19 protein-coding genes are annotated in these 23712 nt (G+C 70.1%); 14 read left to right on the top strand and 5 right to left on the bottom strand.

Going from position 1 to position 23712, the window contains the following annotated elements:
- The first annotated feature begins 222 nt into the window (after positions 1–222).
- Positions 223–969: a hypothetical protein gene (locus tag D7X96_RS19950; RefSeq protein WP_120550186.1), complete on the top strand. Its 747-nt coding sequence runs from the start codon at positions 223–225 to the stop codon at positions 967–969.
- Positions 970–981: 12 nt separating this feature from the next.
- On the opposite strand, the gene D7X96_RS19945 is transcribed toward D7X96_RS19950, so the two are convergent.
- Positions 982–1569: a regulatory protein RecX gene (locus D7X96_RS19945; protein ID WP_121723775.1), complete on the bottom strand. Its 588-nt coding sequence runs from the start codon at positions 1567–1569 to the stop codon at positions 982–984.
- Between the two features lie 92 nt (positions 1570–1661).
- Complete coding sequence (locus tag D7X96_RS19940; protein WP_120550188.1) at positions 1662–2561, bottom strand: AraC family transcriptional regulator; 900 nt, start codon at positions 2559–2561, stop codon at positions 1662–1664.
- Positions 2562–2660: 99 nt separating this feature from the next.
- Between D7X96_RS19940 and D7X96_RS19935 the strand changes: the two genes are divergently transcribed.
- From D7X96_RS19935 to D7X96_RS19905, 7 genes are all read left to right on the top strand, one after another.
- A complete protein-coding gene (locus D7X96_RS19935; protein WP_121770459.1) occupies positions 2661–3422 on the top strand; it encodes an SDR family oxidoreductase in 762 nt (253 codons plus the stop codon).
- 100 nt (positions 3423–3522) lie between these two features.
- The gene (locus tag D7X96_RS19930; RefSeq protein WP_121770458.1) at positions 3523–3951 is read left to right on the top strand and encodes a YciI family protein; all 429 of its coding nucleotides are present in this window, start codon (positions 3523–3525) and stop codon (positions 3949–3951) included.
- 235 nt (positions 3952–4186) lie between these two features.
- On the top strand, positions 4187–5302 hold the full coding sequence (locus D7X96_RS19925) for a hypothetical protein (protein ID WP_147442832.1): 1116 nt from the start codon (positions 4187–4189) through the stop codon (positions 5300–5302).
- Positions 5303–5327: 25 nt separating this feature from the next.
- Positions 5328–6212: a hypothetical protein gene (locus D7X96_RS19920; protein ID WP_121770457.1), complete on the top strand. Its 885-nt coding sequence runs from the start codon at positions 5328–5330 to the stop codon at positions 6210–6212.
- Positions 6213–6278: 66 nt separating this feature from the next.
- A complete protein-coding gene (locus D7X96_RS19915) occupies positions 6279–7568 on the top strand; it encodes a hypothetical protein (RefSeq protein WP_121770456.1) in 1290 nt (429 codons plus the stop codon).
- A 79-nt stretch (positions 7569–7647) separates the two neighbouring features.
- The gene (locus D7X96_RS19910; protein ID WP_121770455.1) at positions 7648–8814 is read left to right on the top strand and encodes a hypothetical protein; all 1167 of its coding nucleotides are present in this window, start codon (positions 7648–7650) and stop codon (positions 8812–8814) included.
- An 81-nt stretch (positions 8815–8895) separates the two neighbouring features.
- Positions 8896–10482 (top strand): SDR family NAD(P)-dependent oxidoreductase, encoded by a 1587-nt coding sequence (locus tag D7X96_RS19905; RefSeq protein ID WP_244219660.1) that lies wholly within the window; start codon positions 8896–8898, stop codon positions 10480–10482.
- A 12-nt stretch (positions 10483–10494) separates the two neighbouring features.
- Here the strand turns inward: D7X96_RS19905 and D7X96_RS19900 are convergent, their stop codons facing one another.
- Positions 10495–11667: a glycoside hydrolase family 26 protein gene (locus D7X96_RS19900; RefSeq protein ID WP_121770454.1), complete on the bottom strand. Its 1173-nt coding sequence runs from the start codon at positions 11665–11667 to the stop codon at positions 10495–10497.
- A 166-nt stretch (positions 11668–11833) separates the two neighbouring features.
- On the opposite strand from D7X96_RS19900, the gene ileS reads away from it, so the two are divergent.
- Positions 11834–15577, top strand: coding sequence for an isoleucine--tRNA ligase (gene ileS, locus D7X96_RS19895; RefSeq protein WP_121770453.1), 3744 nt, complete (start codon positions 11834–11836; stop codon positions 15575–15577).
- Between the two features lie 158 nt (positions 15578–15735).
- Here the strand turns inward: ileS and D7X96_RS19890 are convergent, their stop codons facing one another.
- The gene (locus D7X96_RS19890; protein ID WP_121770452.1) at positions 15736–16737 is read right to left on the bottom strand and encodes an AraC family transcriptional regulator; all 1002 of its coding nucleotides are present in this window, start codon (positions 16735–16737) and stop codon (positions 15736–15738) included.
- 58 nt (positions 16738–16795) lie between these two features.
- Between D7X96_RS19890 and D7X96_RS19885 the strand changes: the two genes are divergently transcribed.
- Together D7X96_RS19885 and D7X96_RS19880 are read left to right on the top strand one after the other, a co-directional pair.
- Positions 16796–17227, top strand: coding sequence for a nuclear transport factor 2 family protein (locus D7X96_RS19885; protein WP_121770451.1), 432 nt, complete (start codon positions 16796–16798; stop codon positions 17225–17227).
- Positions 17224–18060 carry an NmrA family NAD(P)-binding protein gene (locus D7X96_RS19880; RefSeq protein ID WP_121722656.1) on the top strand — a complete coding sequence of 279 codons (837 nt, stop codon included), beginning with the start codon at positions 17224–17226 and terminating at the stop codon, positions 18058–18060. The genes D7X96_RS19885 and D7X96_RS19880 overlap by 4 nt, the downstream gene beginning before the upstream one ends.
- On the opposite strand, the gene D7X96_RS19875 is transcribed toward D7X96_RS19880, so the two are convergent.
- On the bottom strand, positions 18037–18498 hold the full coding sequence (locus D7X96_RS19875; RefSeq protein ID WP_120549689.1) for a hypothetical protein: 462 nt from the start codon (positions 18496–18498) through the stop codon (positions 18037–18039). The two genes, D7X96_RS19880 and D7X96_RS19875, sit on opposite strands and share 24 nt — an antisense overlap.
- A 144-nt stretch (positions 18499–18642) precedes the next feature.
- Here D7X96_RS19875 and D7X96_RS19870 point away from each other — a divergent pair, with 144 nt between their 5' ends.
- From D7X96_RS19870 to meaB, 3 genes are read left to right on the top strand one after another with little or no spacing between them, the layout of a single operon-like run.
- Positions 18643–20499 (top strand): methylmalonyl-CoA mutase family protein, encoded by a 1857-nt coding sequence (locus tag D7X96_RS19870; protein WP_121770450.1) that lies wholly within the window; start codon positions 18643–18645, stop codon positions 20497–20499.
- Entirely contained in the window at positions 20499–22685 is a 2187-nt protein-coding gene (scpA, locus tag D7X96_RS19865; protein WP_121770449.1) for a methylmalonyl-CoA mutase, read from the top strand. The genes D7X96_RS19870 and scpA overlap by 1 nt, the downstream gene beginning before the upstream one ends.
- A complete protein-coding gene (gene meaB / locus D7X96_RS19860) occupies positions 22682–23665 on the top strand; it encodes a methylmalonyl Co-A mutase-associated GTPase MeaB (protein ID WP_120549686.1) in 984 nt (327 codons plus the stop codon). The genes scpA and meaB overlap by 4 nt, the downstream gene beginning before the upstream one ends.
- Positions 23666–23712 lie beyond the last annotated feature (47 nt).

Below are 23712 nucleotides of genomic sequence, written 5' to 3'. Positions count from 1 at the left end.
CGAGGGCGTGGCCTGGATGTCCAGCTCCACGTCCACCTTCTCGCCAGTGGCGTGGGACTGGCGCGCACTTTCCGAGGTCCCGAGTCTCACCCATTGGTGGAACTGATAGGGATTGCCAGACCCATCCCCGGAAGGCAGACTTCACCCTGGGTGAAACAAGGATTTCCCTCCAGGCGGCGCACTCCCGCGCCCCTTTCCGGGAATCCCACCCGGGGTGCCCCTGTGAAGATGCTTCGTTGGAGTGCGGCGGCGCTGGCGCTGTTCGTCGTGGGCTGCGGGAGCGTGGAGGAGCAGCAGGCGCCCGAGGCCGAGGCGCTGGTGTCGCAGGGGTCGGCGTTGGCGGCCCGGGCCTGTGTGAACAGCCTCGGATGCCGTCAAGCCTGTGCGTGCGAGGGCGGCTATTGCGTCCCGGACGGGTTCGGCCCGCCGCCGCCCGAAGGGCACTGCGACCTGCCGCCCGAGCGCGCCTGTTCGACGGGGTCGGACTGCGCGTCCGGCTGCAACTGCGTGGGGAACGTCTGCGTCAATGACGGCTTCAGCCCGCCCGCCAACTGCCTGCTGGCGCCTCCAGACGCCTACGAGAGCGACAACACGCACACCTCCGCCTCGTCGTACCTGGGCACGCCGCAGCTCAACCACTCCTTCCACCGCCAGAACGACGTGGACTGGGTGCTGGTGGCCACGCCGGTGAACCAGGTGATGACGGTGGAGACCTACAACCTGCGCAACGGCCCCACGATGCGTGTCGAAATCTACGCGTACAACTACGGCACCCGCACGTTGGGGGCGCTCCTGGGCAGCACGCAGTCCACCGTCTGCTCGCAGTTCCTCCCGTCATGCCAGCTGTACCGCGTGACGGCCAACGTCGTGGCGGGGGGCGTCTACGCGGTGAAGCTCACGGACAAGCGCAACCGGCCCTCGGGAGACGACTACACGCCCACCGCGAAGTACGACCTGAAGATGTACTGAACCCCTGCGCCCTCAGTCGCGGGCCGGCAGGTCGTCCGCCGTCCCGTCGATGACGCGCTTCGCGATGACGAAGGGGAAGCCCGCGCGGGCGAGCGCCGCCAGGTCCCTCTGGCGGTTCTCCTCGCGCGTGCTCGGGTCGCGCCGGAAGGGGCCCAGGCGCTTCTTGCGCGCCCAGATGCGGGCGGCGGCGTCCTCGGGCACGTCCTGGGTGGCCTCCGCCAGCTTCTCCTGCACCAGCTCCGGCGCCACGCCCTTCATGCGCAGCTTCTGGGTGATGACGCGCGCGCTGCGGCCGGATGCGCGCAGCGAGTGCACGCGCGTCTCCGCGTACGTCCGGTCGTTGATGAGGCCGTTGCGGATGAGCTTCTCCGCCAGCGCGTCCACCCAGCCCACGGCCTCCGCGCGGTCGCCGCCGTGGAACTTCACGGAGCGGTCCACCCGGCGCATCAGCACGCGCTTGAGCTGGCTCACCGTGGCCGCGTACCGCTTGAGGTAGTGCAGCGCCGCGTTCTCCAGATAGCGCGGCGACACCTTCCGGGGCGGCTTCGGTTTGCGAGGCTCCCGGCGGCGCTCCGGGTCCCTTTCGGTGGGGTCGTCCATGGCGGGACAGCTCTACCACCGGGGTCCGACGCATGGGGACGTGTCAGCTGCCCCTCCAGGTGGAGCGCCCGGGGCCCGTCTGCCCGGGTGCCCTACTGCTGTTCCCGCGCGTAGTGCGTGGGCGGCAGCCCGACGTGGCGGGTGAAGGCGACGCTGAAGGTGCTCGCGGAGCTGTAGCCCACCTGCTCCGCGACCTCGGAGACGGTGACCTCCTTCTTGCGCCGCAGCAGGTCCTTCGCCTTGGCCATGCGCCAGCCGAGCAGGTACTCCATCGGGGCGACGCCCACCGCGCGACTGAAGCGCTCGAAGAACGTGGAACGGGACAGCGCGGCCTCCTTCGCCAGCTGCGCCACGGTCCATGGCTCGGTCGGGCGCTCGTGCATCCGCCGGATGGCCACCGCCAGGCGCTCGTCGGCGAGCCCGCGCAGCAGGCCCGGCGACGCCTCGAGGCCCGCGGTGGAGCGGAGCGCTTCGATGAGCAGCACCTCCATGAGGCGGGAGAGGATGACCTCACGCGCGGGCCTGCGTTCACGCGACTCGTCCTTCAAAAGCTCCACGAGGGTGGTGAGCCGCTGCTCGCCGTGAACGTGCACGAACTGGGGGAGCAGCGAGACGAGCAGGCTCGCGTCCGGGGAGGCGAAGGTGCAGTACCCCACCATCATCCGGACGTCTGGGGGGCCGTCGTGCACGCCGTTGCGGATCTCTCCATCGGGCAACACGATGCGCGGGGTCTCGTGTTTCCCCTTTGGCGGCTCGATGCTCGTCATCGTGAAGTCGAACGCCGCGGGGACCAGGACGAAGTCCCCCTTCTCGAGGATGACCGGCTCACGCCCATCAATGGCCAGGCGGCTCCGCCCCAGGAGGACCGCGCAGTAGAAGGGCCGCCCATTCTCCGCGCGCCGCACCCGCCACTTGTCCGCGCCGCTGACGAACTTCGAGAACGGAGCGCCCGGCTGGAGCAGCGAGACCACTTCGGCGAGGGGATCGACCACGACCGGACTCCTGCGAATGAAATATGGACTCCCTGTTGTAGCAGGTCCGGACCGGGCTCCGTATATCCATCACCGAACCCCGCACTGACAGGAACCGCCATGAAGACCATCTTGATCACCGGCTGCTCATCCGGCTTCGGACTCGACACCGCCCGTCACTTCCTCGAACACGGCTGGAAGGTCATCGCCACGATGCGCAAGCCGCGCGAGGACGTGCTGCCCCGCTCGGAGCACCTGCGCGTGCTCCCGCTCGACGTCACCGACCCGGCGAGCATCCGCAAGGTGGTGGAGGACGCGGGCCCCATCGACGCGCTGGTCAACAACGCGGGCGTCGGCCTGATGGGCATCTTCGAAGGCACCACCATGGAGACGATCCGCGGCACCTTCGAAACGAACCTGTTCGGCGCCATGGCCGTGACCCAGGCGTTCCTGCCCGGGTTCAGGCAGCAGAAGGCGGGGGTCATCGTGAACGTCTCGTCGGGCACGACGCTCAAGCCGCTCCCGCTGCTCTCCGTGTACAGCGCGAGCAAGGCGGCGCTCAACATGTTCACCGAATCGCTCGCGCTGGAGCTCCGGCCCTTCGGCGTGCGGGTGAGCCTGGTGATTCCGGGGCGCTCGCCCGAGACGTCCTTCTCGAAGAACGCCCAGGCCCGGGGACAGGATCAGGGCGTCAACGCCCCCGAGGCGTACGCCGGCTTCGTGCGGAGCATCTTCGAGCAGAGGGCGGCGCATGCGTCCGGACCGGTCACCCGGTCGCAGGACGTGGTGGAGGCCATCTGGCGCGCGGTGAACGACCCGTCCTCCCCGCTCCGCCTGCCCGCGGGCGCGGACGCCGTGGAGATGGCCAGGGCAGGAACCTAGGATGGAGGCGTGCGCTCTTTAATTCCCGTGTCGATCCGCGGCATGGCCATTCGTCGCGAGGATGGAGCCACGCATTTCCTTCCCCATTCCAGGAGCCCCCATGCGCTTCATGCTCATCCCCCGCCCCTCCACGATTGAACCCACGCACTCGGAAGCGCCCTTCGACGAGGCCGTCTTCATCGCGCAGATGAAGTTCAACGAGGAGATGCACAAGGCCGGCGTGCTCATCGCCTCCGAGGGCCTCAGCCCCTCTCCGGGCGCGCACGTCGTCTTCAAGGACGGCAAGTCCACCGTGAAGGATGGCCCCTACGCGGAGACCAAGGAACTCATCGGCGGCTTCTACGTGCTGGAGGTGAAGTCGAAGGAGGAGGCCATCGAGTGGGCCCGCCGCTACCCGGGCGGCATGGGCAACGACGACGTGATGGAGGTCCGTCCCCTCACCGGCACTGGAGACATCCCGCCGGAGCTGGTGACGCTCATCGAGAAGGTGGCGCCCAGCTGGAGCCAGACCTTCAAGACACGTCCGTGACGCGTCCGTGGCGCAGGTGGCGGCGAATGACAAGCGCCACCTGTTGAGCGTGAGGCGACAGTTTGAGACAGTCAGCCAATCGCACGGATGGACCCGGGGGGGGTGACCCAGAATGCCTAACATTCGATACGGATTCCCGTATGGTGCCGGAGCGGGTTGCGCAGTCGGCGGGGTGGGGGCTCCTCTCGTTACGCCCCCCATGCCAAACCCGGTGACGTTGGGATGGGCGCAGCTCATGAACGCCCAGCTTCGTCTTGGCGTCTATCCGCCCGGTTGGGTCGTCGATGAGATCTCCTGGCGGATCTACTCGTTCTGTGTCGCCTGCGCTCCGGTGGGAGTCGGGGCAGTGCCGGGTGTGCCCGTGGCCGTCCCGGCCGTCGGGATGGCCCCGGGTGTGGCCGCGGGCGCCGGAGTGCCCAATCTGCCCCCAAGCCCGGTGGCGATGGGTGTCGACGCGACAGAGAAAGGGCAGCTGGGCTACCACCTGGGAACGGCCATCGGCGGCGCCCTCATCGAGTACCTGGCAGGTGCCGGCGGCGGTTCGCTCCTGTACCCGTTTCATCTCAGCCGGGCCGAAGCCAATGGTGGGCAGTTCGTTCTTGGCCCGCAGCGGCCGGACATCGTCATCTTCGACGTGCATCCGGGCACCCTTGTCGTCAGCAACTTCGTCGTCTGGGAGAACAAGGGGCACGCCGCGGGCCCCGCGGGCGCCGCCCCGCTCCTCGCCGCGCTCGCTCAGGCCCAGAGCCTCGCCAACATGACGCACTGGCCTGGGAACCCACATATCGGCGGTGGAGTCGCGGGTGGGGCGCTGATTGGTGGCGGCGGCATTGCGCCCGACGCCCACCTGGCGTCCATGGTCGATTCCTACCATGGCAACTATCGCGTCCAGGTCATCGACCCGCCGGGCAAGGGACGCGTGCCCCCTCCCATGTCGCCGCAGGAGGGTGACAACTTCTTCACCGGCTACTACGCCCCGTTCGCCGAGGCGGTTCAGTCCGGGTCCAGTCCACAAAGGCGGCAGTACGGAGGTCGGCCCTTCAGGACGGTAGGCCTCGAGAAGGAGGTCAGGCTCGGGCTCGACGAGGACATCCTCTCCGCACTGAGCAGTCGGGGCTCGGGCAGGGTGTCGAGCAGAATTGCCCAGGCATTGAGCAAAGGCTACCCGTTCAAAGCCGACGATTCCCTGTACGTCCACCCAACGGGGATTTCCGTCGAGCTCCCCAAGGGGTGGAAGCCGAATCGGAATCCCGTGGGTGGAAAGGGAACCTTCATGCGCGAAGTCCCCCTCGACGAAGAAACGGCCGCACGCGTGCCGGTACGTCGCACCGGTCGCCAGACGTCCCGCTGAAATCGCCCGTCCCTTCGAGGTCGCAATGCGCATGGCCAGGCACCCGCTGAAGACGCTCACCGTTGTCTGCGGTCTCCTCGTGGGCGCCTTCGCGCGGGCCGCCCCACCGCCGGAGCTGCCTCCGGGGGTGAAGCCTTTGTTGGAGACCGCGCAGGCCATCAACAACGGCCTCACCCAGACGAGCTACGCGTACACGCAGACGCCGGACGGACAGCCGCTCATCCAGCAACAGGAGGACGGCTGGACGGCATACACGGACTGCTCGGGCTGGGTGAGCTACCTCGTGGGCAAGGTGCTGCCGTCGCAGTACGCGGCGGTGATGAAGTTCAAGACGGAGGAGTTCCCGAAGGAGAAGAAGCGGCCCTGGCCCCGCGCCTACGTCTGGCAGGCCTGGTTCCAGTCCCTGGGCACGTCACCGGCTCCAGGCGCGCCGTTCACGGCGGTGACGGACCTGCGGCAGGTACAACCCGGGGACATCATCGCGTGGTGCCTGGGGCACTGGTGCCAGGGCGGCACGGGCCATAACAAGGACACCGGCCACATCCTGCTGGTGATGGGGCCCGCGACGCAGGTGTCCCCCGCCGGTGACGGCGCGCCCGCGGTCTGGGCGGTGCCGGTGCTCGACGCGTCGACCCTGAAGCACCACGCCGCGCACGGCACGTCCGTGCTGCCGCTGAAGGCCCTGCGGAGCTTCGCGGGCTGCGGGAAGGACTACGACCCGCGCAAGTACCAGCCCGGCCAGACGCCCACCTGTGGCGGCCTGGGCCCGGGGGCCCTCCACTTCCAGGTGGATGACCAGGGCGCGCCCACTGCGTTCCAGTTCGGCCCCAAGAACAACTTCCATCCGAAGCCACCGGAGAACGGGCGCATCTCCATCGGCCGGCCGGTGATGCAGGCTCCGGCGCGCTAGAGTGCCGGGCGTCCCATGACGCCCGCCTCGCCGTCCACCGCAGCCACTCTTCCCACAGGAGCGTGGATGCACCGCGCGGTGAGGCTGTTCGCGCCGGTGGTGGGCGTGCTCGGGCTGCTGGGCCTGGTGCTCTTCTACTTCCAGCGCGCGGACAAGGACCTGCCGTTCATCCAGTCGGACGGGTACGGCCACTATGTCTACCTGCCCGCCCTCTTCATCCAGCACGACCCCACCTTCCACAAGGAGGTGGCCAGCTGGGGCGAGTACTGGGACCCCAACGTGGGCCTCACGCTGGACGCGGGCACGCACCGCTACCTCAACCGCTTCCCGCCGGGACAGGCGCTGCTGACGCTGCCCGCGTTCTTCCTCGCGCACGCCAGCGCGGGCCTCGTGGGCGCGCCCCGGGATGGCTTCTCCTCGCCCTATCAAGTCGCGGTGGCGCTCAACGGACTGCTCGCGCTCGTCATCGGACTGGCGCTCCTGTCCCGAGCATTGCAGGACCTCTACCCGCCCGCCGTGGTGCTGGCGACGCTGACCGCCGTCACCTTCGCCACCAACCTGTTCCATTACGGCACCGCCGACGCCTGCTTCAGCCACGTCTATTCGTTCGCGCTCTTCGCGGCGCTGATGCTGCTCGTGCCCCGCTGGTACGCGGCGCCCACGGCGCGCCGGTCCCTGCTCCTGGGGCTCGTGGCGGGGCTCATCGTGCTGGTGCGAAACCCCAACGCGCTCGCGCTGCTCTTCATCCCGCTCTACGGCGTCCACGATGGCGCGACCCAGCGCGCGCGACTCGCGTTCCTGCGCGCGCACCTGCCGAGCCTCGCGCTCGCCGGGCTCGCGTTCGCCGCGGTGATGTCGGTGCTCTTCGGCTTCTGGCACTACGCCACGGGGCACTGGCTCGTGTACTCGTACCAGGGCTTCGGCTTCCAGTTCGACCGGCCCATGGTGCTCGCGGTCCTCTTCAGCATCCGCAAGGGCCTCTTCTTCTGGGCGCCGGTGTGGCTCTTCGCCGCATGGGGCTTCGTGCGAGACCGCGAGCGGCTGCGGCCCTACCTGCTGCCGTTCCTCCTCTTCTTCATCCTGCACACGTACCTGGTGTCCGCGTGGTGGCACTGGCCCTATGGCCGCAGCTTCGGCCACCGCGCCTATACGGAAGCGAGCGCGTTCTTCGCGCCCGGGCTCGCCGGCCTCCTCGCCACCCTGCGCCGGCCCGCGTCCCGCCGGCTCATGGCCGGGGTGCTGGTACTGCTCGTGCTGCTCCAGGGCTTCCTGATGCTGCGCTACTGGCAGGGGAAGCTTCCTGGAGACCGGACGACCTGGGCCGTGTACCGGAGCCTCTTCACCCCATCGCCCTGAACCTCCCCGCCTGCCCTGCGTGGGAGGAGGAGGCCCACCGGACCCTCCCCGTCCCACACACGTCTATACTGCGGCGCGCATGTCCACCCTGCCCGCCCCCGCCCTCGAAGCGTCCTCGGCCCCGGCGTCCGTGCGCTTCCAGGGGTTGTGGCTCTTCTCGCCCCGGGCGGACCTGAGCATCCTGGTGCTGCCCACGCTGCTGATGCTCGCGTCCGTGTGGCTCGCGAGCCTCACCGGCGAGGGCTCGCAGGGCTTCGCCCAGGCCATTGGCCGGTGGACGTCGCAGTACGTCTTCCTCAACGGCGCGCACGTCATCCTCACCTTCCTCCTGGTGGGCACCCGGCGCGAGCTGCTGCACACCACGCCCAACCAGTCCCGGCTGCTGGTGGGCGGAGCGTCGGCGGTGTTCGCGCTCACCTTCGCGCTGCTCTGGTACGCGGACACGTACGCGCCGCTGCTCGCGCTGCTGTTGGGCGCGGGCATCCACGTCCTCGCGGCGCACCACACGCTTTCGCAGGTGAAGGGGCTCTGGGCGCTGCACGGCCTCAGGGCTCGCGCCGGCGGAGCCCCGCCCCTGTCCGAGTCCGAGCGCACGCTCCAGCGCCAGTTCGTCCCCGTCGCCCTGACGCTGATGATGCTCCGCTCGCTGGCCCTGCCCGTCACCAGCGCCCTGGGCTCGCGGCCGATGATCAACATCGGCCAGGCGGAGTCCGGCTCGCTGCCGCACGGCCTCACCTGGGTGCTGCTCGCGGTCTGGGGCGTCTTCGCCGCGAAGCTGCTGCTCGCGCTGCGCGGGCCCCCGGGACAGAGCGGGCCCCGGCGCGTGTACGTCCTGGCGCACGTGGCGGTGGTGGCGATTTACATCGTCTGGCCGCTGTGGGGCGCCATCCTGAGCGCGGGCATCCACGGCCTGGAGTACTTCTTCCTCACGGGCCGCATGCTCCAGCCCACGCCCTCGGAGACCACCACCCGCCTGCGAGGCCCTCGCGTGTGGGCGGCGATGCTGGCCGTGATGGCGCCCATCATCCTGGTGGGCATCGCCAACAGCCCCTTCGTCACCCTGGTGGACGGCGTCACGCAGGGCGCGGCCTCGGACTTCTTCCTCCGGCAGCAGCCGCTGTGGTCGCTGGGCGTCATCGCCACCAACGCGGTGGTGCTGGCGCACTACTTTGCCGACGCGTTCCTCTACCGCTTCCGCATCCCCCGCGTGCGCGAGGTGACGCTCCCCCGCCTGGGCCTGGGCTGAAAGCGGGCCCGGCCGCCCGCCCTCCAGGCCCGCGTGAGCCGCGCCTTTCCCCGGAGCGCCCGGGAGGGTAAGCACCAGGGCGTGAAGAACCCGGCCGCAGAGACCCTTCCGCCCCCGTCCGCCACCGGCACGGCCCTGCCCCCCGACGTCTCCGTGGAGGACGTGCGCCGCGCCACCGCGCTGCTCGGAAAGCTCGCCGAGCACCGCGCGCTCCTGCACCACCTCCCCCAGGAGGACCACCACGCGCTGATGGCCGCCGCGGGCCGCCTCATCCACCCGGACAAGGCCACGAAGTCGCGGATGATCAACGCGCTCCGCAAGGAGAAGAAGGACGTGGTGCGCGCCAACGACCGCGCCGTGCGCTCCAGCACGGAGATCCGCGTGCTGCGCAAGGCGCCGGTGCTCTCCCTGCCCGCGCTGCCCGCGCCGCCGCCGGAGGCCGCGCCGGAGCGCCTGCTGGAGGTGCCGCGCAAGTGCTACGTGTGCAAGGTGGAGTTCCGCCAGGTCCACTTCTTCTACGACGCCATGTGCATCCCGTGCGGGGACCTGAACTACGCGCGGCGCACGCAGCGCGCGGACCTCTCCGGCCAGGTGGCGCTCATCACCGGCGCGCGGGTGAAGATTGGCTTCCAGGCGTCGCTGATGCTGCTGCGCTCGGGGGCCACGGTCATCGCCACCACGCGCTTCCCCAAGGACGCGGTGCACCGCTACGCGCGCGAGCCGGACTTCGCGGACTGGGCCCACCGGCTCCAGGTGCACGGCCTGGACCTGCGCCACGCGCCCAGCGTGGAGCTGTTCGCGCGCCACATCGAACAGACGCACGAGCGGCTGGACATCCTCATCAACAACGCCGCGCAGACCGTGCGCCGGCCGCCGGGCTTCTACCAGCACCTGCTGGACGGCGAGCTGCGCGACACCACCACCCTGCCTCCCCAGCTGCGCCCGCTGCTCGCCGGCCACGAGGCCTGCGTCGCCGCGCTCCGTCCCATGCTGGGCTCGGGTGACGTGGGCAACCCGTCCCTGCCCGTGGCGACCTGGCGCAGCAGCGACCCCGCGCTGGGCATCCACTCCTCCGCGGCGCTGTCGCTGCTCCCCTACGCCATGGAGCAGGAGGGCGACACGCGCACCCTCTTCCCGGAAGGCCGGCTGGACGCGGACCTGCAGCAGGTGGACCTGAGGGCCACGAACTCCTGGCGCCTCAAGCTGTCGGAGGTGCGCACCGCGGAGATGCTGGAGGTGCACCTGGTCAACGCGGTGGCCCCCTTCATCCTGTGCGGGAAGCTGAAGCCGCTGATGCTCAAGGACCGCTCAAGGCCGGGCCACATCGTCAACGTGTCCGCCATGGAGGGCAGCTTCTCCCGCTGGACGAAGACGGACCGGCACCCGCACACCAACATGGCCAAGGCCGCGCTGAACATGATGACGCTCACGTCCGCGCCGGACTACGCGCGCGACAACATCTTCATGAACGCGGCGGACACCGGCTGGGTGACGGACGAAGACCCCGTCCACTTCGCCGAGCGCAAGACGCAGGAGCAGGACTTCCAGCCCCCGCTGGACATCGTGGACGGGGCCGCACGCGTGGTGGACCCCATCATCACCGCGGTGAACACCGGCGAGTACGTCTGGGGCAACTTCTTCAAGGACTACCGCCCCACGGACTGGTGAGCCTCCGAGCCCTCAGCGCAGCGCGCCCCAGTTGTAGGTCGCGTTGCTCCCGCCGGTCAGCACGCGCCAGTAACCGCTGTAATACCCATACGTGTCCTTGATGGCCTTGTAGTTGCTGGACACGTTCCAGTCGTTGGGGCTCGTCGTGCCCAGGTTGTAGACGAGCGAGTCCCCCCAGATGGAATAGAGGGCCCACGGCCGCGCGTCCAACTCAGACACCGTGCCGTAGCGGCTGTCGCCCCAGCGCACCGGCAGCTTGTCCGTCTCCGCCAGCATGCGCGGTTTGTTGTAGCCGCCGAGCCCCGTGTAGAACTGCGCCGGGAAGTAGGGATTGCCGTGGTAGATGTCCACGGCCACCACGTCCACGCGGTCGTTGCCCGGGTAGTAGTTCCACGGGTCGCCGCCGTAGGTGCCGTCCCACTCGTACGGCGACCAGACGAAGATGAGGTTCTTCAGCCCGCGCGTCTTCACCAGGTAGTCGTGCGCGATGTTCCAGAGCTGCTTGTACTGGGCGGGGTCCTGGTTCGACCACCAGAACGGCGACGCGCTCCCCTTCTTGTTCATCTCGTGGAAGGGGCGGAACAGCACCGGCACGCCCTGCTGCTGGAGGTACGCGAGCTTGTCTCCCGCGAAGGACAAATCCCGCAGCAGCGCCTGGTACTCGGCGGTGTTGGCCTGCCAGTTGATGACCCGGCCGAACCAGTTGTAATCCATCCACGACTGCCGGAAGTTGTTCTCCCAGCTCTTCACGGACGCGCCCGGATAGGACATGTGGAAGCTGAACCCCACGATGCCCTCGCCGTAGACGAAGCGGTCGCGCGCGAAGCCCACCGCGTAGTCCACGTACGGCTCGCTGTACGTCGCGTGGTAGTTGCCCGGCCCGAAGTCGAACTCCACGAAGCCCGGGCGGCGGCCGGAGATGTCCCCCACCTTCACCCAGTACTCGCCCGCGTAGGACTCCTTCTGGGCCTCGCAGTGCTGGCCCAGGATGGTCTGCTTCGTCCCGCCGTTGCGGCTGTTGTTCTCCAGGTCCGTCAGCAGGTTGTAGACCTTCTGCGCCTGCGCCGTGGGGCCCGGCGTGCTCAGCGTCCGGGACACCTGCGCGCCCGCGGGGCCCGCGCCCAGGCACAGCACCAGCGCCGCCAGCAGGCAGGAAAGGGATGACTTCGAGGGGACGTGCGTCACGCGGGGACCTCCAGTGGCTGCCCGGGGAGCGGCCAGGGTGTCACCTTCCACGCACGAATTGCACGGATTTCAGCTTAGACGAATCTGTCCACCGGCATGCGGGCGGGTTCGCAAGGCCCTGGATTCACTGCCAAAGGGCCGGGCCGGTGGTATCAAGCACGCCACCATGCCTGAAACGCCTTCGCCCCTGTTCAACGCGGTCCCCGTGGAGATGGACTTCCCGGCCGAGGAGCGCCGCATCCTGGCCTTCTGGAAGGAGCGCGGCATCTTCGAAAAGTCGCTCAAGGCGAACGAAGGCAAGACTCCCTTCGTCTTCTACGAGGGCCCGCCCACCGCGAACGGCCTGCCCCACAACGGCCACGTCCTCACGCGCGTCATCAAGGACCTGTTCCCCCGCTACCAGACCATGCGGGGCCACTACGTGCCGCGCAAGGCGGGCTGGGACACGCACGGCCTGCCGGTGGAGGTGGAGGTGGAGAAGGAGCTCCGCATCCACGGCAAGGCGGAGATCGAGAAGTACGGCGTGGAGCCCTTCACGGAGCGCTGCATCGAGTCCGTGTTCCGCTACACCTCCGAGTGGGAGCGGCTGACCCAGCGCATCGGCTTCTGGGTGGACCTCAACGAGGCCTACGTCACCTATCACCGGGGCTTCGTGCAGAGCGTGTGGTGGGCGCTCTCCGAGCTCTACAAGAAGGGCCTGCTGTACCAGGGCCACAAGGTGGTGTGGTGGTGGCCGCGCGGCGGCACCGCGCTGTCCGCGGCCGAGGTGGGCCTGGGCTACAAGACGGTGGACGACCCCAGCGTCTACGTGGCCTTCCCGCTGCGCGACGCGCCGGACACGTCGCTGCTCATCTGGACGACGACGCCCTGGACGCTGCCGTCCAACATGTACGCGGCCGTCAACCCGAACGTGGACTACGTCACGGTGGACGCGGGCGACCGCAAGCTCATCCTCGCCGCGGCGCTGCGCGAGGAGCTGGCCAAGAAGATGAAGAAGGACCTGCCCGTGCTGTCCACGCAGAAGGGCAGCGACCTGGTCGGCAAGCGCTACACGCCGCCCTTCGACACGTACTTCGCGAAGGAAGCCGACGCCACGCTGCCCTTGAAGGACGGCGGCCAGGACACGGTGGGCTGGCGCGTGATTCCGGCGGACTTCGTCACGCTGGACAGCGGCACGGGCATCGTCCACACGGCCCCTGCCTTCGGCGAGGACGACTACCGGGCCTACCGCAAGGACGCCACGCGCTTCCAGGACCCGGACGCGCTGGGCATGCGCTGCGCGGTGAAGCCAGACGGCACGTTCTCCGAAGAGGTGCCGCTCGTCACCGGCAAGTTCGTGAAGGACGCGGACAAGGACCTGCAGCGCAACCTGAAGGAGCGCGGGCTGCTCATCCACACGGAGCAGTACCGCCACGAGTACCCCTTCTGCTGGCGCGCGGACGAAGACCCGCTCATCCAGTACGCCCGCCCCGCCTGGTACATCCGCACCACCTCCGTCATCGAGCAGGCCAAGGCGAACAACCAGCAGGTCAACTGGGTCCCGGAGAACATCAAGGACGGCCGCTTCGGCGACTTCCTGGCCAACAACGTGGACTGGGCCCTGTCGCGCGAGCGCTACTGGGGCACGCCGCTGCCGCTGTGGATCCACTCGGAGACGGGTGAGACGGAGGCCGTGTCCTCCATCGCGGAGCTGCGCCAGAAGCCGGGCAACAACGTGGCCGCCGTGGAGGCGGAGCTGAAGGCGTTCCTCGCCGGCAAGCCGCACGAGGCCAACGCGGAGCACCTGCTGGTCCACAAGCCGTGGATCGACAAGGTCACGTACGAGAAGGCCGGCGCCGGCGGGAAGTTCCAGCGCGTCCCGGAAGTGGTGGACGTGTGGTTCGACTCCGGCTGCATGCCCTTCGCGCAGTGGGGCTTCCCGCACGCGGAAGGCAGCAAGGAGATCTTCAACCGCGCGTTCCCGGCGGACTTCATCTCCGAGGCCATCGACCAGACGCGCGGCTGGTTCTACTCGCTCTTGATGGTCAGCACGCTCATCTTCGACGAGGAGACGCAGAAGCGCATGGGCCTGACGCCCCAGCGCGAGTGGCCCATGCCGTACAAGAGCTGCATCGTGCTCGGCCACGTCTCCGACAAGGAGGGCAAGAAGGAGTCCAAGTCCAAGGGCAACTACACCCCGCCGGAGATCATCCTGGACGAGGTGCGCATGGACTTCGCGGTGCTCACCGCCACGGAGGCCGGCGTCCCGGCGGAGCCCGGCGTGGCGCTCATCGCGCGCGAGGACCTGGAGGGCCTGGACACGCAGGAGGGCGCGAAGGTGCAGCTCTTCCGCCCGGACCGGCCGGAGAAGCCCGTCACGGTGACGGTGAAGGTCCACAAGAAGCTCAAGCGCCGCGTGGTGCTGCTGGCGCCGCAGGAGCTTCAGCAGCTGGACGTGAAGCCCTCCGCGCGAGGCGCGGACGTGATGCCGGTGGAGGTGCCCCGCATGGCGCCGGGCGAGCGCGTGGTGCTCAAGGACCCCGCCACCAAGGCGCCGGGCGCGGACGCGTTCCGGTGGTTCTTCTACGCGGCCAGCCCCACCTGGTCCAACACGCGCCACTCGCTGGCGAACGTGCGGCTGTTGCAGAAGGACTTCCAGGTCAAGCTGCGCAACGTCTACTCGTTCTTCACCATCTACGCGAACATCGACGGGTTCAACCCGGCGAAGGGCACCGCGGGCTCCACGGACGCCCCGTGGCTGGCCATCCGCAAGAGCCAGGGCTGGCGCGAGGTGAAGGCCCGGCCGGTGCTGGACCGGTGGATCCTCTCCGAGGTGCAGCTCACCCTGCGCGACGTGGCCAAGGCGCTGGACACGTACCAGGTCTACGACGCGGCCCAGCGGATGGTGGCGCTGGTGGACGCGCTGTCCAACTGGTACCTGCGCCGCAGCCGCGAGCGCTTCTGGGCGCCGGGCTTCGAGCAGGACAAGCAGGATGCGTACTTCACGCTCTACGAGGCGCTGACGACCCTCACCGCCATGTCCGCGCCCTTCATCCCGTTCTTCGCGGATGAGATGTGGGGCAACCTGGTGGGCAAGCCGTGGGGCGCATCTCAGCCGGAGAGCGTGCACCTGGCGCGCTTCCCGGACGTGGACGCGAGCCTCATCGACGAGGGGCTGGCCGCGGAGATGGGCGCGGTGCGCGAGCTGGTGTCGCTGGGCCTCAAGGTCCGCACGGACAACCGGCTCAAGGTGCGCCAGCCGCTGTCGCGCGCGGACGTCATCCTGTCGCGCCGCGAGCTGACGGAGCGTGTGGCGGTGTACCAGGCGCTCATCTCCGACGAGCTGAACGTGCACACCGTGAAGCTGGTGGAGCCGGGCAGCCCGGAGGCGGACGTGGTGCGCTACCGAGTGCGCCCCAACCTGCGCGCCATGGGCAGCCGGCTGGGCCCCAAGCTCGCGCCGGTGCGCAAGGCGTTCGACTCGGGGGATGGCCGCGCCCTGCACCAGGAGCTGCTCACCACGGGCAAGGTGGCCCTGAACGTGGGCGGCGAGGACATGGTCTTCCCCGCCGAGGAGCTGGAGACGCTGGTGGAAGCCCAGCCGGGCTACGCCGCCGCGGGCGGGAACGTGGGCGTGGTGGTCATGCACACGCAGCTCACCGAGGCCCTGGTGGACGAGGGCCTGGTGCGCGAGCTCTTGGCGCGCGTGCAGGGGTCCCGCAAGGACATGAACCTGGGCTACACCGACCGCATCCGCCTGTGGGTGGACGGCGATGACCGCGTGAAGCGCGTCGTCGACGCCGCCCGCGACGAGATTGCCCGAGAGACCCTGGCCTCCGAAATCCACGTGGGCCCCGAGGGCCTCACCGGCTCGGAGGAGGAGGCCAGCCTCAACGGCCTCCCGGCGAAGCTTCGCGTCGAGCGGGCCTGAACCCCGGGTGTGACGCGGCGAGGACCGGGAGGGCATGGGCGCCTCCCGGCTTGCCGCGTCAGGGGGCGGGTGTCACGAGGCAGGGCGCCACCTGCCCGCGCTGTACGACTCCAGCGTGAGGGCCCGCGTGGAGGTCCCCTTCCTGGTGGACTCCCAGCTTACGTGTCGACGCGGAGCGGCCCGGCTTCACCGTCCGTGGGAGCGCGCCGGTACGCGCCGGGCCCCATGCCCCAGCGGCGCTTGAAGGCCTTGCTGAAGGCGGGCGCGCTTTCGTAGCCGGCGCGCTCGGCGATGGTGTCCAGGCTGTCGGTGGACTCACGCAGCCAGCGCGCGGCGCGGATCATCCGCCAGTTGGCCAGGTAGTGCAGCGGCGTCTCGCCCACCAGCGCGTGGAAGCGCGCGGCGAACCCGGAGCGGGACACGCCCACGGACCGGGCCAGCCGCTCCACCGTCCACGGAGTGCCGGGCTGTTCGTGCATCAGCGAGAGCGCGTTCCCTACGGCGGGATCCGCCAGCGCCTTCCATCCCGCCTGCTTCGTGCCCGCGAGCGCCGTCTGGGCCCGCAGCGCATGGACGAGCAGCACGTCCGCCAGCCGCCCCAGCACCAGCGCGCTCCCCGCTCCCGGCGAGGCGGTCTCCGCGGTGATGAGCTGCACGGTCGCCGCGAGCGAGGGCGTCCCCTGCCCGTCCTGCGTGGACAGGCGGATGACGGGGGGAAACGCCCGCAGCAGCGGATGCGCGGGGTCCGCGCCGAACTGGAAGCAGCCGGTGACCAGCGTGGTGACCTGCCCGGGTCCGCCCAGCGGCGCGGCGGAGGGGCGCAGCTGCTGCGGCGGCACGAAGTCACTGGCGGCGGGAGTGCGGCGGCTGCCGTCATCCAGCGTGTGCGCGGGGGCTCGGGGCAGGAGCACCACGTCTCCGGCGGACAAGAACACCGGCTTCGCAGTGCCCTCGACCTGGAGGCGCAGGCTCCCGCGCGCGACCACGTAGAAGGACGCGTTGGCCTTGCGGGGCATGCGCACCGCCCAGGGAGCCCCCAGCTCCACCCGGCCGAAGAGCAGCGTCTTGAAGCGCAGCGTCTCCAGCACGTCGGAGACCACGTCGGTCTCCAGCTCCGGGGGCGTTGGACGGAAAGACAGTTCTTTCGGACGCAGCGGCATGGAGCGTCCATAACGGACGGCCTATTCCTGGTCCATCACCTCTTGCTGGAGGCCGCACATGGACCGCACTTCCGCTGACCTGACCCGGCTGATGGACGCGCACCTGACGCTCATCGCCACGGACGTCGAACGCTGGCTCACCCTCTTCGCGGACGACGCCGTCGTCGAGTTCCCCTACGCCCCCTCGCTCGGCAGCCCGGGCCGGCTGGAGGGCATCGCCGCCATCCGCGCCTACTTCGCGCCCATCACGACGCACTTCCAGGACCTCATCTTCACGAACGTCCGGCGCTACCCGGGCGAGGACTCCACGACGGGCTGGCTGGAGGTGCACGGCTCCGCGACGCTGCAGCCCGGGAACATCCCCTACGAACAGGACTACGTGATGCGGGTGCAGGTGCGCGACGGCCGCATCGTGCACTACCGCGAATACTGGAACCCGCTGGCCGCGCCCCGGGGCACCTTCGAGTCCTTCACGCAGGAGCGCGCATGACCCGCATCCTTGTCATTGGAGCCGCCGGCAACACGGGACGCCCCATCGCGCAGGGCCTCACGGCGGAGGGCTTCACGGTGCGCACCGCCACGCGCGACACGCGCCCGCCCGTCGCCGCCGCCGAGCACGTGCGCTTCGACTGGGCGGATCCGTCCACGCATGGGGCCGCGCTGGAGGGAGTGGACCGCATGTACATCCTGGCGCCCGCGCTGGTGGAGGACCCGTCCAGCCTGATGACACCCGTCCTGGAGCGCGCGCTGTCCGGTGGCGTGCGGCGGGTCGTGCTGCTCTCGGCGTCCGTCGTTCCGGAAGGAGGCCCGGGGCTGGGACAGGTGCACCACTTCCTGCGCACGCAGGCGCCGGAGTGGAGCGTGCTCCAGCCCTCGTGGTTCATGCAGAACTTCGTCCTCCCAGGCCACCACCACGCGGACAGCCTCCAGCGCGACGGCACGCTGGTGACGGCCACGGGACAGGGACGCGTGGGCTTCGTGGCCGCGGAGGACATCGCGGCGGTGGGCGTCCGGGCGCTCGCGGATGAGCGCTCTCACGACGCCGCGCACGTCATCACCGGCCCCCAGGCGCTGAGCTACGACGACGTCGCGGCCATCCTGTCCCGGGTGACGGGCCGCCTCATCCGGCACGTGCACGCGACGCCGGAGGAGGCGCAGCGGCACCTCCAGGCGGCCGGTATGCCGGAGGTGTACGCGCGGTTCCTCACGATGCTCGACATGCTCATCCGCGACGGCGCCGAGGACCGCGTGACGGACACGGTGCTGCGGGTCACCGGCCGCGCGCCGCGCGACTTCGAGTCATTCGCTCGCGCTCGGCGTTGAGTCCGTGTCCGAGCGCAGGGCCTTCGAGCTCACGACGCTGATGGCGATGCCGGCCGTGAGCACCAGGAGGGAACCGATGATCATCATCGGCAGCTTCACCCAGAGGGACGTGCGGTCCCATGGGCGTCCCGTCAGCACGCCCGTGAGCCCCGCGACGACATAGGCGGCGCCCATGAAGTACGTGGGCGCCACCAGGAGGATGGGCAAGGCGCCGTCGCCTCCAAGGCCCACCCAGACGAGGCCTGCCATGATGGCGGCGCCCAGCAGCACCAGACCCGAGCCCTTCGCCAGGGTCCCCAGCGCGCGCAGCCGCACTGCGCCCGGCGTGAGGGGCGCCCCGGCGCTGCCCGTCTCCTCGGACAGCCGCTGGACTCCGTCCAGCAGGAGCTGGTCTTCGAGGCCAGGCTCGCGCGCGGCGGGCTTTGTCTTGGGGCTCATGGTTCGTGAGTCTATCCGTACGACCTCTCGGCACGTGCGTCCCCTGGCCGCTCCGTTGACGCATGGAGACTGCCGGTCACTCCCGGGGCTGGCGGGCTCACCAGCCCATTGCCCCGGGTAGGGCAATGCGCCTATGGGAGGGGCATGGCTGACGTGCCTCTTACCGCAGCGGACTTCGCGCCCCCTTCCGTCGAGGAGTGGCGCCGGCTGGTGGACAAGGACCTCAAGGGCAAGCCCTTCACGGTGCTCCAGTCGCCCCTGGAGGGCGGCCTGTCCCTCCAGCCCCTCTACACGCCCCAGGACGCCCCGGCGCCCTCGGAGCCTCCCGGCGTCGCACCGTACGTGCGCGGCACCCACCCCCTGGGCCACACCGAGGGCGGATGGCTCCTGTGCCAGGAGTACGCGGGCCCGGACCTGGCCGCGACCGCCGACGCGCTCCGTGATGACCTGGAGCGCGGTACACAGGGTGTCTGGTTGCTCCTGGACGCGCCCCACGGCCTGGACGTGAAGGACGAGGCCACGCTGGAGCGGCTGCTCCGGCACGTGCCGCTGGACCGCACGCCCGTGCACCTGGAGCCGGCCTCGGACGTGCTGCGGCCCGCGTCCCTGCTCCTGGAGGTGCTGGCGAAGAAGGCCGGCGCCGCGAAGCAGGGCCTGCGCGGCAGCCTGGGCATCGACCCCATCGCGGTGATCGCGCGGTACGGCGCATCGAAGGTGGATGTGGCCCGCACCCTGGAGGAGGCCGCGCCCATCGTCTCGTCGCTGCTCAAGGACGCGCCGGGCCTGCGCGCGCTGCTGGTGTCCTCGCGCCCCTGGGCGGACGCGGGCGCCACGTCCGTGCACGAGCTGGCGTGGAGCATCGCCACCGGCGTGGAGTACCTGCGCAATCTGGAGCGCGCGGGCGTGTCTCCGGGTGAGGCCGCGCGGTCCATGCAGTTCGCCCTGTCCGTGGGCGGCCAGTTCTTCCCGGAGATCGCGAAGCTGCGCGCGGCGCGGCTGCTCTGGTCCAAGGTCGTCGCCGCTTCCGGCGGTGCGCCGGAGTCCCAGGCCATGGCGCTGCACGCGCGCACGGCCAGCGCCACCAAGACGCGGCGCGACCCGTGGGTGAACATCCTGCGTGGCACCGCGGAGTCCTTCGCCGCCGTCGTGGCGGGCGCGGACAGCGTGAGCACCTCGCCCTTCGACGAGCCCCTGGGCACGCCCGACGAGCAGAGCCGCCGCCTCGCGCGCAACACGCAGCTCATCCTGCGCGACGAGTCCAGCCTCAACCGCGTCGCGGACCCCGCGGGCGGCAGCTACTACCTGGAGCAGCTGACCGGCGAGTTCGCCCGCGCGGCCTGGACGGAGCTCCAGCGCATCGAAGCCCTGGGCGGCATGTCCCGCGCCATCGCGCAGGGCGACGTGGCCCGCGTGCTCACGGAGACGCGCACCGCGCGCGACAAGGCCGTGCGCACGCGCAAGCTCCCCATCGTGGGCGTCAGCGAGTTCCCCCACCTCCACGAAGCCCCCGTGCAGCGCGAGGCCCGCGCCGTCACGTCGCCGGGCCCGGTGCGCGTGGCGGAGGCCTTCGAGTCCCTGCGCGACGCGAGCGACCGCTACCACGCGGCGCACGGCGTGCGTCCCCGCGCCTTCATGGCCAACCTGGGCACCGTGGCCGAGCACACCGCGCGCTCCACGTGGATTTCCAACGTGCTCGCCGTGGGCGGCATCGAAGCCGTGGAGCACCACGGCTTCGCGGACGCGAACGCCGCCGCGGAGCTGTTCGCGAAGGCGGGCACGACGCTCGCCGTCATCTCCGGCCCGGACTCCCTCTACCCGGAGGCCGTGCCCGCCTACGTCGCCGCCCTCAAGGCGAAGGGTGCCCGCACCATTGCCGTCGCGGGCCGCCCCGGTGACCACGAGGCCGCCTTCCGCGCGGCCGGCGTGGACCTCTTCCTCTACGCGGGAGCGGACCTGTTCCAGCTCCTGAAGACGCTGCACACGCACCTGGGAGTGGCCTGATGCGCCCCACCGTTCCGGACTTCTCCCGCGTCGCCTTCGACGCCCCTGAAACCCAGACGCCGGCTTCCGTGCTGGAAGAGCAGCGCGCCAGGGCGAGCCAGGCCACGGCCGCCGCGGAAGCCTGGGACACGCCCGAGGGCATCCCCGTCAAGCCGCTCTACACCCGCGAGGACCTGGAGGGCGTGGCGCACCTGGGCTCGCTGCCGGGCCTGCCTCCGTTCGTGCGCGGCCCGTACTCCACCATGTACGTGCAGCAGCCGTGGACGGTGCGCCAGTACGCGGGCTTCTCCACGGCCGAGGCGTCCAACGCCTTCTACCGCCGCAACCTCGCGGCCGGGCAGAAGGGCCTGTCCATCGCCTTCGACCTGGCCACGCACCGGGGCTACGACAGCGACCACCCGCGCGTCGCGGGCGACGTGGGCATGGCGGGCGTCGCCATCGACTCCATCAAGGACATGCGCATCCTGTTCGACCGCATCCCGCTCGACCAGATGAGCGTGTCGATGACGATGAACGGCGCCGTGCTCCCCATCCTCGCGCTCTACGTGGTCGCGGCCGAGGAACAGGGCGTGAAGCCCGAGCAGCTCAGCGGGACCATCCAGAACGACATCCTCAAGGAGTTCATGGTCCGCAACACGTACATCTATCCGCCCGGGCCCTCGATGCGGATCATCGGGGACATCTTCAAGTTCACGGCGGAGCGGATGCCGCGCTTCAACAGCATCAGCATCAGCGGCTACCACATGCAGGAGGCCGGCGCGACGCAGGACCTGGAGCTGGGCTACACGCTCGCGGACGGCGTGGAGTACGTGCGCGCGGGCCTCGCCGCCGGCCTGGGCGTGGACGCGTTCGCCCCGCGCCTGTCGTTCTTCTGGGCCATCGGGATGAACTTCTTCATGGAGGTGGCCAAGATGCGCGCGGCCCGCCTCCTCTGGGCCCGCCTGATCAAAGGCTTCAACCCCAGGAGCGACAAGAGCCTGGCGCTGCGCACGCACTGCCAGACGTCCGGCTGGAGCCTCACCGCGCAGGACGTCTACAACAACGTCGTGCGCACCTGCGTGGAGGCCATGGCCGCGACGCAGGGCCACACGCAGAGCCTGCACACCAACTCGCTGGATGAAGCCATCGCGCTGCCCACGGACTTCAGCGCGCGCATCGCCCGCAACACGCAGCTGTACCTCCAGCTGGAGAGCGGCACCACGCGCGTCATCGACCCGTGGGGCGGCAGCTACTACGTGGAGCGCCTCACCCACGAGCTGGCCCAGAAGGCCTGGGGCCACATCCAGGAGGTCGAAGCGCTGGGCGGCATGACCAAGGCCATTGAAGCGGGCCTGCCCAAGCTGCGCATCGAGGAGGCCGCCGCGCGCACGCAGGCGCGCATCGACTCCGGACGCCAGGCCATCATCGGCGTGAACAAGTACCCGCCGGAGCGCCCGGACAACATTGAAATCCTCAAGGTGGACAACTCCGCCGTGCGCGAGGCGCAGATTGCCCGCCTGCGCGAGCTGCGCGCGGAGCGCAACGGCGAAGAGGTCCGCCGCCGCCTGGACGCGCTCACGGAAGCCGGCCGCCGCAACGAGGGCAACCTGCTGGCGCTGGCCATCGACGCGGCCCGGGCGAAGGCCACCGTGGGGGAGATCAGCGACGCGCTGGAGAAGGTCTTCGGGCGCTACGAGGCCACCGTGCGCGGGGTGACGGGCGTGTACTCAGCGGAAGCAGGACAGGCGCAGGGCATCTCCGAAGCGCGGGCGAAGGCGGATGACTTCCTGGCGCGCTTCGGCCGCCGGCCGCGCATCCTCATCGCGAAGATGGGCCAGGACGGCCACGACCGGGGGCAGAAGGTCATCGCCACCGCGTTCGCGGACCTGGGCTTCGACGTGGACATCGGCCCGCTGTTCCAGACGCCGGAGGAGTCCGCTCGCCAGGCCGTGGAGAACGACGTGCACGTGGTGGGCGCGTCGTCGCTGGCCGCGGGCCACCTGACGCTGGTGCCGCAGCTCAAGCACGCCCTCAAGGCCCTGGGCCGCGAGGACATCATGGTCGTGGTGGGCGGCGTCATCCCGCCGCAGGACTACGACGCGCTCCGCGCCGCCGGCGCCTCCGCCATCTTCGGCCCGGGCACCGTCATCGCGAAGGCCGCCATCGAGCTGCTCGACAAGCTGGCCGCCGAGCAGGAGGCGGCGTGAAGCTGCTGCCCGCGGACACCTACGTGGACGGCGTGCGCGCGGGCGACCGGGCGGTGCTCGCGCGCGCCATCACCCTGGTGGAGAGCGAGCACCCCAAGCACGCCGCGCTCGCGCAGGAGGTCCTCACGCGGCTGTTGCCCCACACCGGCAAGAGCCGCCGGGTGGGCATCAGCGGCGTGCCGGGCGTGGGCAAGAGCACCTTCATCGACGCGCTGGGCATGCACCTGGTGGGCAGCGGCCAGAAGGTGGCGGTGCTCGCCATCGACCCGTCCAGCAGCGTCACGGGCGGCAGCATCCTGGGCGACAAGACGCGCATGTACCGGCTGGCGCGTGAGACGGCCGCGTACATCCGCCCCAGCCCCTCCAGCGGCACGCTGGGCGGCGTCGCGCGCAAGACGCGGGAGACGCTGCTCTTGTGCGAGGCCGCGGGCTTCGACGTGGTGCTGGTGGAGACGGTGGGCGTGGGCCAGTCCGAGACGGTGGTCGCGGACCTGGTGGACTTCTACCTGGTGCTGATGCTGGCGGGCGCCGGTGACGAATTGCAGGGCATCAAGCGCGGCATCCTGGAAGTCGCGGACATGGTGGCCATCAACAAGGCGGACGGCGACAACCTGCCGCGCGCCACGCGGGCCCGCGCGGAGTACCGCGCCGCCCTGCACCTGATGCGCCCCGGCGCGGAGCCGGTCGTCACCACGTGCAGCGCCATGGAGGGCACCGGCATCGACACGCTGTGGGCCTCCGTGGTGGACGTCGTCTCCAGGCGCGAGGCCTCTGGAGAATTGCGGCACCGGCGCACCCAGCAGCAGGTGGGCTGGATGTGGGCCATGGTGAACGACGGTCTGCGAGCAGCCCTTCGGGCGCACCCCGAGGTGGCCGCCCTGGTGCCCACGCTGGAGCAGGCCGTACGCGAAGGACGCGCGACGCCCACCTCCGCCGCACTGCGTGTGCTGGGGGCGTTCCTGCCTCAATCGCAGGGCTGACAAGCCGCGTCGCCCCACGGGCAAAGCCTGTCTCAATCGCTTGCCGG

Source organism: Corallococcus interemptor (genome assembly GCF_003668875.1).
Classification (GTDB): domain Bacteria; phylum Myxococcota; class Myxococcia; order Myxococcales; family Myxococcaceae; genus Corallococcus; species Corallococcus interemptor.
This window is presented reverse-complemented; position numbering and strand designations above follow the sequence as displayed.

What these genes read in the sequence shown, in the direction of transcription:
- D7X96_RS19945 (WP_121723775.1), bottom strand. Translation starts at nt 1,569, where the DNA reads ATGGACGACCCCACCGAAAGGGACCCGGAGCGCCGCCGGGAGCCTCGC.
- D7X96_RS19935 (WP_121770459.1), top strand. Translation starts at nt 2,661, where the DNA reads ATGAAGACCATCTTGATCACCGGCTGCTCATCCGGCTTCGGACTCGAC.
- D7X96_RS19930 (WP_121770458.1), top strand. Translation starts at nt 3,523, where the DNA reads ATGCGCTTCATGCTCATCCCCCGCCCCTCCACGATTGAACCCACGCAC.
- D7X96_RS19925 (WP_147442832.1), top strand. Translation starts at nt 4,187, where the DNA reads ATGAACGCCCAGCTTCGTCTTGGCGTCTATCCGCCCGGTTGGGTCGTC.
- D7X96_RS19920 (WP_121770457.1), top strand. Translation starts at nt 5,328, where the DNA reads ATGCGCATGGCCAGGCACCCGCTGAAGACGCTCACCGTTGTCTGCGGT.
- D7X96_RS19915 (WP_121770456.1), top strand. Translation starts at nt 6,279, where the DNA reads ATGCACCGCGCGGTGAGGCTGTTCGCGCCGGTGGTGGGCGTGCTCGGG.
- D7X96_RS19910 (WP_121770455.1), top strand. Translation starts at nt 7,648, where the DNA reads ATGTCCACCCTGCCCGCCCCCGCCCTCGAAGCGTCCTCGGCCCCGGCG.
- ileS (WP_121770453.1), top strand. Translation starts at nt 11,834, where the DNA reads ATGCCTGAAACGCCTTCGCCCCTGTTCAACGCGGTCCCCGTGGAGATG.
- D7X96_RS19890 (WP_121770452.1), bottom strand. Translation starts at nt 16,737, where the DNA reads ATGCCGCTGCGTCCGAAAGAACTGTCTTTCCGTCCAACGCCCCCGGAG.
- D7X96_RS19885 (WP_121770451.1), top strand. Translation starts at nt 16,796, where the DNA reads ATGGACCGCACTTCCGCTGACCTGACCCGGCTGATGGACGCGCACCTG.
- D7X96_RS19880 (WP_121722656.1), top strand. Translation starts at nt 17,224, where the DNA reads ATGACCCGCATCCTTGTCATTGGAGCCGCCGGCAACACGGGACGCCCC.
- D7X96_RS19875 (WP_120549689.1), bottom strand. Translation starts at nt 18,498, where the DNA reads ATGAGCCCCAAGACAAAGCCCGCCGCGCGCGAGCCTGGCCTCGAAGAC.
- D7X96_RS19870 (WP_121770450.1), top strand. Translation starts at nt 18,643, where the DNA reads ATGGCTGACGTGCCTCTTACCGCAGCGGACTTCGCGCCCCCTTCCGTC.
- scpA (WP_121770449.1), top strand. Translation starts at nt 20,499, where the DNA reads ATGCGCCCCACCGTTCCGGACTTCTCCCGCGTCGCCTTCGACGCCCCT.